Genomic DNA, 7,958 nt, shown 5'->3' on the forward strand with positions numbered 1-7,958 from the left:
CTCGCGCAGCACGCCACGGTGCTGTTGTCGACTCACATCCTTCAGGAGGTCGAGGCGGTGTGTGGCCGCGTGCTTATGATCCGCCAGGGCCGTTTGGCGCTGGACGCCAAGCTCAGTGAGATCGGTCGGGCACACGGCCTGGAGCTCTGCGTGAGCGCCGCGCCCGATCAGGCGCGCGCGGTGCTTGCCGCGCTCGCCGGGGTGAAGCGCATCGAGGAGTTGGGCGCGGAGCAAGGACGTTACACCTACCGCTTGGAGCTCGAGCAGGGCGATACCGCGAGTATTGCCTGCGCGCTCGGGCGTGCCGTCCATGAAAACGGGTTCGCCCTCTACCGCCTGCAACCGGAGGTCATGGCGCTCGAGACGGTGTTCCGCGAGATCAACGAGGCCGAGGAGGGTGTTCATGCCTGACGTTTTGCGGGTCGCGCGCAGGGAGATGGCGGCTTTCCTCGGTTCGCCGGTCGGCTATATCTTCTTGGCGGCTTTTCTGGCGGTGACGCTGTTCGTATTTTTCTGGGTGGAAACCTTCTTCGCCCGTGATCTTGCCGATCTCCGGCCGTTGTTTCAGTGGATGCCGCTGCTGCTCATCTTCCTGGTGGCGGCTCTGACCATGCGGATGTGGAGCGAGGAGCGTCGCTCGGGGACGCTTGAATTGCTGATGACCTTGCCGGTCTCCGCGCTGCGTCTGGTGCTCGGCAAGTTCCTTGCCTGTGTCGGTCTGGTTGCGGTGGCGTTGCTGCTGACGTTGCCGCTGCCGATCATGGTCTCGTTGTTGGGACCGCTGGACTGGGGTCCGGTGGTTGGCGGCTACCTGGCGACATTGCTGCTCGCGGCGGCTTACACCGCAATCGGCTTGTGGGTCTCCTCGCGCACCGATAACCAGATCGTGAGCCTGATCGGCAGCGTGCTGATCTGTGCGGTGTTTTATCTCATCGGCTCCAGTACGCTCACGGACCTCTTCGGGCAGCGGGTCGCGGATACGCTGACGCTCCTCGGCACGGGGGCGCGGTTCGATTCGATCACCCGTGGCGTGCTCGATCTGCGCGATCTTTATTACTATTTGAGTCTGATCGGCGTGTTCCTGACGCTCAATGTCTACGCTCTGGAGCGGCTGCGCTGGGCGGGATCGGGCTCGGCCGCGCACGGCAGGCACCGCCAGTGGCGGGTGACGGCGGTATTGTTCATCGCCAATTTCGTGGTCGCTAACTTCTGGCTTCAGCCGATCGGCTGGGCACGTGCGGACATGACGGCCGGTGAGGTCTATTCGATTTCCCCCGCGACCCGGCTCTACCTCTCGCAACTGCAGGAGCCGCTGATCATACGCGGTTATTTCAGCGCCAAAACGCATCCCTTGCTGGCGCCGCTGGTGCCGCAACTCGAGAACCTGCTGAAGGAGTATGCCGTGGCCGGGGGTCGGCAGGTTCACGTGTCTTTTGTCGATCCGCAGCAAGACGCGAAGCTGGAGCGCGAGGCGAACGAGCGCTACGGCATCGAGGCGGTGCCGTTTCGCACCGAGAGCAAGTACCAGGCGGGCGTGGTCAACTCGTACTTCAATGTTCTGGTGAAATATGGCGATCAGTACGGAACTTTGAATTTCCGCGATCTGGTCGAGGTCAAGGGCGAATCGGATCGGCGGCTGCAGGCGGAACTGCGCAACCCGGAGTACCAGATCACCCGTACCATCAAGAAGGTGATCTACGCCTACCAAGGGGGTGGCAACGTTTTCAGCCATATGAGCGAGCCGGTGACCTTCCACGCCTTTGTGTCGAGTGATCAGCGACTGCCGGCCGATCTGGTGAAGCTGCGCGAGGATCTGGATACCATCCTGGATGAGTTGACGGCTCGCTCGCAGGGGATGTTCGAGGTCCGGATCCGGGATCCCCAGGCCGGCGGCGGCGGGCTCGCGCGAAAGATCGAGCAGCAGTACGGCTTCCAGCCCATGGTGACGAGCCTGATGGATCCGAACCGATTCTACTTCTACATGCTCCTGCAGCGTGGTGATCAGACGGTGCCCGTGCCGTTGCCGGAGGGACTGGACAAGGCCGGGCTCGAACGAAGCATCGAGGCGGGGCTGAAGCGCTTCGCCACGGGCCTTTTGAAGACCATCACGCTGTATACGCCTTCTGGAGCGCGCGATTATTACGCTCAGCGCATGGCGGAGTTCCAAACACTGGAGGCGAAACTGCGGGAGAACGCGGCCGTGCGCAAGAGCGATCTGAAGTCGGGCCGGGTGCCGGCGGCCACCGATCTGCTGCTTGTGGTCGCGCCCTGGGAGCTCAATGAAAAACAGCTCTTCGCCATCGACCAGTTTCTCATGCGCGGCGGCACCGTGGTGCTTGCGGCTTCGCCGTTCGATATCGCCCTTGGCCGCGGAGGGCTTACGGTGAGCAAGCGCCAGACCGGGCTCGAGGAGTGGCTCGCCGGCAAGGGCATCGAAATCGCGGAAACCCTGGTCCTCGATGCCCAGAACGTCGCGCTGCCCATCCCGGTGGAACGCACCGTGGGTGGCCTGCGCGTGCAGGAGATACGCAGCCTGGATTACCCGTACTTGGCGGATATCCGTCAGGATGGTCTGCCGAGCAGCAGCCCGGTCACGGCAGGCCTCAATCAGGTGACCATGAGCTGGGCCTCGCCGCTGCGCATCGAGCCCTCGGAGGATGAGAGGCGTAAGGTGCTCCGCGTGCTGCAAAGCTCGCCGCGGGCGTGGACCTCGGATTCCGAAACCATCGAACCGGACTTCGAGCGCTACGCGAACACGGGGTTCGCGAGCGGCGAGGGCCGCGGCCGCAAGCTGCTAGCGGCCGTTGTACAGGGGCGGTTTCAGTCGTACTTCAAGGACAAACCCTCGCCGTTGCTCCAGGATGACGAGCACGAGAGCGCGGAAAAGAGTGGCGAGGCGGGTGCGGCCGTCGAGGAAAGCGAGCCCGGGGTCACTGGCGTGATCGAACGCTCGCCCGCCTCCGGTCGTCTCATTGTGTTCGGATCCAGCAGCTTTCTCTCGGATGCCGCTTTGAATCTGATCGCCAATGCGACCCGCACGCAATACCTCAACCCGGTGCAACTCGTGCAAAACGCCATCGATTGGTCGCTGGAAGCACCGGGGTTGCTCGCGATTCGCGCTCGCAGCCACTTCTCGCGGTTGCTCAAGCCCATATCGCAGGACACGCAACGGTTCTGGGAATATCTCAGTTATGCGGCCGCGCTCGGCGGTTTGGCGATTGTCTTCGGCCTGCAGCGCTTCGCGCGGCGGCGCCGGGAGCGCTATTACCGTGCCGTGCTGGAAGAGGCGAAGGGCTGAGAATGAAACGGCTGAATCTCATTTTGGCAGGTGTGTTCGCAGCGCAGCTGTTGCTCACCGGTGCATTGTTCTGGAACACCCGCCCGTTGGCGCTCGCCGAATCGGGCCAAGCGCTGGTCTCATTCGAACGTGATCACGTCGAGCGCATCGTGATAGACACCGCTGAGCAGGGCTCGGTTACGTTGCGCAAGTCCGGGCAGCGCTGGACGGTGCCCTCTCGTGAGGGTTTTCCGGCGGACCGCTCCAAGGTGGATGGCTTCCTCTCAGCACTCAGCGATCTCAAGCCGCGGCTGCCGGTCGCGGTCACGGAGGATGCCGGCCGGCGCTTTCATGTCGGCGCAAAGGATTTCGAGCGCCGCATTACCCTAAAGCAGGGCGAGGAGACGCTGACGACCCTCTATTTGGGGGAGTCGGCGGGACCCGATCAGGTGTTTGCCCGCGCCGCGGGGGAGAAGGCGGTCTACGAAATTGCCTTCGGGCTCTGGCAGGCGAGCAGCGAACCCAGTGATTGGCTGGATCGTAATCAGCTGCGGCAGAAACGCGCGGACATCGTTCGCATCGATTTGCCGTCGTTCACACTGCAGCGCACCGACGACCACCAATGGCAGCTCAGTGGGCCGAGCGGCGGCAACGGCACGGATGCGGAGAAGGCCGCTCAAGTCGTTGATAGACTGACTACTCTCACGTTCGACGACGTGCGGGGAAAGAAGCAGCAATCCCCCGGCGAGGCGGTGTCCGAGTTGAGCTACACGCTGACTCTGAAGAATGGGAATCGGGTGCATTACAGCTTCAGCAAGGCGGGTCAGGGCGATGACTATCTGCTGCGGACTTCCACTAGCGACTATGTCTTCAGTGTAAGCAAGGAGGTCGTCGATGAAATCCACGACCTCAAGCCCGATGCACTCGCCAAGGAGACGGAAAAGGCTCCACGCGAGAGAGCCGCGAGCGGCGCGGTCAAGCGAGGCAGCGACAACACGGACTCCCGTTCCTGATGCTTGCGAGGCCGGAAATACGGCACGGCGCGCTCGACTGGAGCACGCGCCGGCGAGGGTCGTGTTGAAACCCATTTGCCCGCGCGGTTCACACGGGAGCCTACCCGGATGCTAGCGCGGTGGCTCGGCTTGTCAGTGCTTGCCCTTATGCCACCCGCAGTACTGGCGCTCGATGTTTCGGAAATGCAAGTGTGCGCCAAACTGGACGATGCCGAGGCGCGACTGCAATGTTATGACCATGCCGTCGGCCGTGTGCCCGCCGACAAGACGCCGGCGCCGGGTGCCCCCGACGCGGCCCCGAACGCGGCGCTCGCCCGTGACGAAGCCGATTCCGAGCCCGGGCCCGAGCCTGAGCGGGGAGGGGGCAGGCCGGCTGGCGGCGGGATGGCACAACGCTGGCGGTGGATGTCGCACAGTGGCTGGGCGCGGTTTTTCACGCCTTACAAGCCCGTCTACGTCTTGCCGGTCTCTTACAACACCTGGCCCAACGAGGATCCCTCGGGCAGCGGCGTCAATGCCGACATCGACAACCTGGAGGTCAAATTCCAGTTCAGTTTCAAGTCGCCACTCTGGCGCAATCTTCTCGTCAACGGCGGCGATCTCTGGTTCGGCTATACTCAGCTCTCGTTCTGGCAGGCCTACAACCGAGAGTTCTCTTCGCCGTTTCGCGAGACAAACTACGAGCCGGAGCTCATCTACTCGCTGCGAACGGACTACCGGCTTTTCGGGCTTCACGGCCAGCTGCTCACGCTGAGCCTGAACCATCAATCCAACGGACGCTCGGAACCCCTTTCCAGAAGCTGGAATCGCCTCATCGGCGGGGTGTTGTTCGACAATGGCAGCTTTGGCCTCCAGCTGCGCGGGTGGTGGCGTATCCCCGAGGAGAGTAGCAACGACGACAACCCCAACATCGAGGAATTCGTGGGCCGCAGCGAATTGTTGGCAGTTTACCGGCGCAATCGCCAGACTTTCAGCCTGATGCTGCGCTCCAATCTCGAGTTCGGTGAGCCGCGCGGGGCCGTGCAGGCCAACTGGGTATTTCCCTTGGGCGGCCCGCTGCAGGGCTATATGCAATGGTTTTACGGCTATGGCGAGAGCCTCACCGATTACGATCATGTCAACAATCGTTTCAGCCTAGGGCTCTCGCTGCTCGACTGGCTATGACGATGCTAGCGTTTGTGCTCATGCGCGCCAGGCCAGAACGCCGATGAGCGCGCGATCCTCACTTCGTTACACGGTGCGCCGGCTGCTCCTCGCGCGCGCGCTGCGCTCCGTTGGCCAGGGTGCACTGAGTGCGGATTTCGCGCTATATCTGCATGCCCTGGGGTGGCGTCCAGCGGCGATTGGCGGTCTGCTCGCCGGCGTGCTCGCTTTTGCGGTGGTGCTGACCGCAGTAGCCGGCTGGTTCTGCGACCGCTATGGACGCCGCCGGTTTGTGCTGGGCTACGATCTGGTGGTTGCCGGTTGCGCGCTTGGTGTCGCGGCGAGTGCCCAGAGTTGGGTCCTCGTGCCGCTGAGCGTTATCGGCGGTTTCGGGCGCGGCGGTCCGAGCACGCCATTGGCTCCGGCGGAGCAGGCTTGGTTGTCCGATGCGCTACCGCGCCGGCGGCGCAGCCAATTATATAGTGTAAGCGTGGCGTTGGGCTTGGCGGGCTTGGCTCTGGGCGCACTGCTGGGGATGTCGCCGGATCTGAGCACCCGCTGGCTGCCGGGCGCATTGGCTTATCGGCCAGTGTTTCTGCTGGTGGCGCTGTCGTCGCTGGCCGCCTTTATCACGGTGCTGCCGACGCGGGAGCGGCGCCGTTTCCGGCTCGAGCCTGGACGGATGCCGGCGGCGTCGCAAAGCACGCGGCGAAGCGAGAATCGGCTGCTAATGCGCTTGACCTGGATCAACGCCCTCAATGGACTGGGCATCGGCTTGACCGGGCCATTGATTGCTTACTGGTTCAACCTGCGGTTCGGCATGGGTCCAGGGAACATCGCGCCGGTGATGGCACTCGCGTTCGCGGCTGCCGCGCTCGCCTCGCTCGGTACCGGTCGCCTGACGTTGAAAGTGGGCGTGATGCAGGCGGTGATCGGCGCACGGGCGCTCGCGCTGGTTCTGCTGTTGGCCTTGCCCTTGGTGCCGAGCTTCGCCGCAGCGGCCGCATTGCATATCATCCGTACCGCGCTCAATTTGGGCACGATCGGCGCGCGACAGGGCCTCAACATCGGGTTGGTGGCTGCCGCCCGACGTGGCGTGGCAGCGAGCGTGTCCTTGGTTTCCATGCTGCTTCCGCAGGCCGTCGGACCTGCCTTGGCGGGTATCCTGTTTGCCGGCGGTGCACTTGCGGCGCCTTTTTATCTGGCGGTTGGAATGCAGGCGGCTTATCTGGTGCTCTACAATCGGAACTTTCGTGCCCACGATCCCGTGCGAGCCCCGGAGCGAGTCCGATAAGGCGGCCGGTCAGGCTCGCGGTCGGACTCAACGCTCGAGATACTGAAGCTTGTTCGGCTTACCGTCCCACTCCTCGGCGTCCTTGGGTGAGTCTTTCATCTCGGTGATGACGGGCCATTTCTGGGCCAGCTCGGCGTTGAGCTCGAGGAAATGATGCTGCTCCTCTGGCAGGTCATCCTCCGAGAATATGGCCTCGGCGGGGCATTCGGGCTCGCACAACGTGCAGTCGATGCACTCCTCGGGATCGATAGCCAAAAAGTTCGGCCCCTCGTGGAAGCAGTCCACCGGACATACTTCCACGCAGTCCGTGTACTTGCACTTGATGCAGTTCTCGGTGACGACGTAGGTCATGGCCCTCTCCGCAGATTATCCGTTCCCCGTATGCTAAGTAGGCACGTCGGATGCATCAACCTACAGGCTCAAGGGAAAATCCACCCGCTGGTCGTACGCCGATCAGGCGGGGTGTTTGATCAAGTACGCGATGTCTCCGGCGATGCCCTCGACGGTGTCCTCAGTTGTGCCCATCAGGCGCATTTCGCCCGTTTGATCGAAGATCAGCAGCGCATTCGTGTGATTGACGGCGTAGCCGCCCGAGCTATCGGGCTGCGCGTAGCTGAAGGTCAAATGGTAACGATTCGTCAATTCGGGCAGGATCTCGGCATTCGGCCGCACGGCGATGAATTGCGGACTGAACGAACCGATGTAGCGATTGAGCACGGCCGGCGTATCGCGCTCGGGGTCCACGGTAATAAAGACGACCTGCAGCTTTTTCGCCGTATCGCGCAGCCGCTGGGTGACGGCCTGCAGCTTGGCGAGCGTGGTGGGGCAGATGTCCGGACAGTGTGTGTAGCCAAAGTACATCGCCACGACTTTGCCCCGCAGGTCATTTGCCGTAACCGTCTCGCCCTGGGCCGTCGGCGCGTTGAGAAGCGCCAGATCGGCCTGAGTGCCCGTCACGTTCATGAGCTGAAACTCGTGGGGCGCCCGGCTGCAGGCCGCGATCAACAGGAGGCCCGTCACCACGAGGAGCCCCTGTAGCAGCGCGCGCGATGTTCTTCCAGCGTGATGCATCGCTTCGGTGACAGTGGCTTACTTCGACTCCGGGAAGCCTCGCGCGGCCGGTCCCTGGATGAGGAACTCCACGCGACGGCTCGAGCCGTCGGCGAATTCAAAGGTTACCGCCGTGGTCCCGCCGGGTTGCAACGGCTCATGGGGTGCCATGAGCATGATG

6 protein-coding genes and 1 pseudogene are annotated in these 7,958 nt (G+C 63.1%); 5 read left to right on the top strand and 2 right to left on the bottom strand.

What is annotated here, in order from left to right:
- The 5 genes and pseudogenes from AC52Q4_RS02225 to AC52Q4_RS02245 all read left to right on the top strand — a co-directional run.
- A pseudogene (locus AC52Q4_RS02225) lies at positions 1–411 on the top strand (ABC transporter ATP-binding protein); the annotation flags it as partial.
- Complete coding sequence (locus tag AC52Q4_RS02230) at positions 404–3,298, top strand: Gldg family protein (protein ID WP_495535173.1); 2,895 nt, start codon at positions 404–406, stop codon at positions 3,296–3,298. The pseudogene AC52Q4_RS02225 and the gene AC52Q4_RS02230, both read left to right, overlap by 8 nt.
- 2 nt (positions 3,299–3,300) lie before the next feature.
- Positions 3,301–4,290, top strand: a complete 990-nt coding sequence (locus AC52Q4_RS02235; protein ID WP_495535174.1) for a DUF4340 domain-containing protein — start codon at positions 3,301–3,303, stop codon at positions 4,288–4,290.
- A 189-nt stretch (positions 4,291–4,479) separates the two neighbouring features.
- Positions 4,480–5,454 carry a phospholipase A gene (locus AC52Q4_RS02240; RefSeq protein ID WP_495535175.1) on the top strand — a complete coding sequence of 325 codons (975 nt, stop codon included), beginning with the start codon at positions 4,480–4,482 and terminating at the stop codon, positions 5,452–5,454.
- Between the two features lie 43 nt (positions 5,455–5,497).
- Complete coding sequence (locus AC52Q4_RS02245; RefSeq protein ID WP_495535176.1) at positions 5,498–6,727, top strand: MFS transporter; 1,230 nt, start codon at positions 5,498–5,500, stop codon at positions 6,725–6,727.
- Between the two features lie 27 nt (positions 6,728–6,754).
- On the opposite strand, the gene fdxA is transcribed toward AC52Q4_RS02245, so the two are convergent.
- Both fdxA and AC52Q4_RS02255 read right to left on the bottom strand, forming a co-directional pair.
- Positions 6,755–7,078, bottom strand: a complete 324-nt coding sequence (gene fdxA / locus AC52Q4_RS02250) for a ferredoxin FdxA (RefSeq protein WP_495535177.1) — start codon at positions 7,076–7,078, stop codon at positions 6,755–6,757.
- Between the two features lie 102 nt (positions 7,079–7,180).
- A complete protein-coding gene (locus AC52Q4_RS02255) occupies positions 7,181–7,750 on the bottom strand; it encodes an SCO family protein (protein WP_495535178.1) in 570 nt (189 codons plus the stop codon).
- Positions 7,751–7,958: the final 208 nt, after the last annotated feature.

It is taken from the genome of Nitrococcus sp. (assembly GCF_059432795.1).

Coding starts and splice junctions, on each gene's coding strand:
- AC52Q4_RS02230 (WP_495535173.1), top strand. CDS start 404: ATGCCTGACGTTTTGCGGGTCGCGCGCAGGGAGATGGCGGCTTTCCTC.
- AC52Q4_RS02235 (WP_495535174.1), top strand. CDS start 3,301: ATGAAACGGCTGAATCTCATTTTGGCAGGTGTGTTCGCAGCGCAGCTG.
- AC52Q4_RS02245 (WP_495535176.1), top strand. CDS start 5,498: ATGAGCGCGCGATCCTCACTTCGTTACACGGTGCGCCGGCTGCTCCTC.
- fdxA (WP_495535177.1), bottom strand. CDS start 7,078: ATGACCTACGTCGTCACCGAGAACTGCATCAAGTGCAAGTACACGGAC.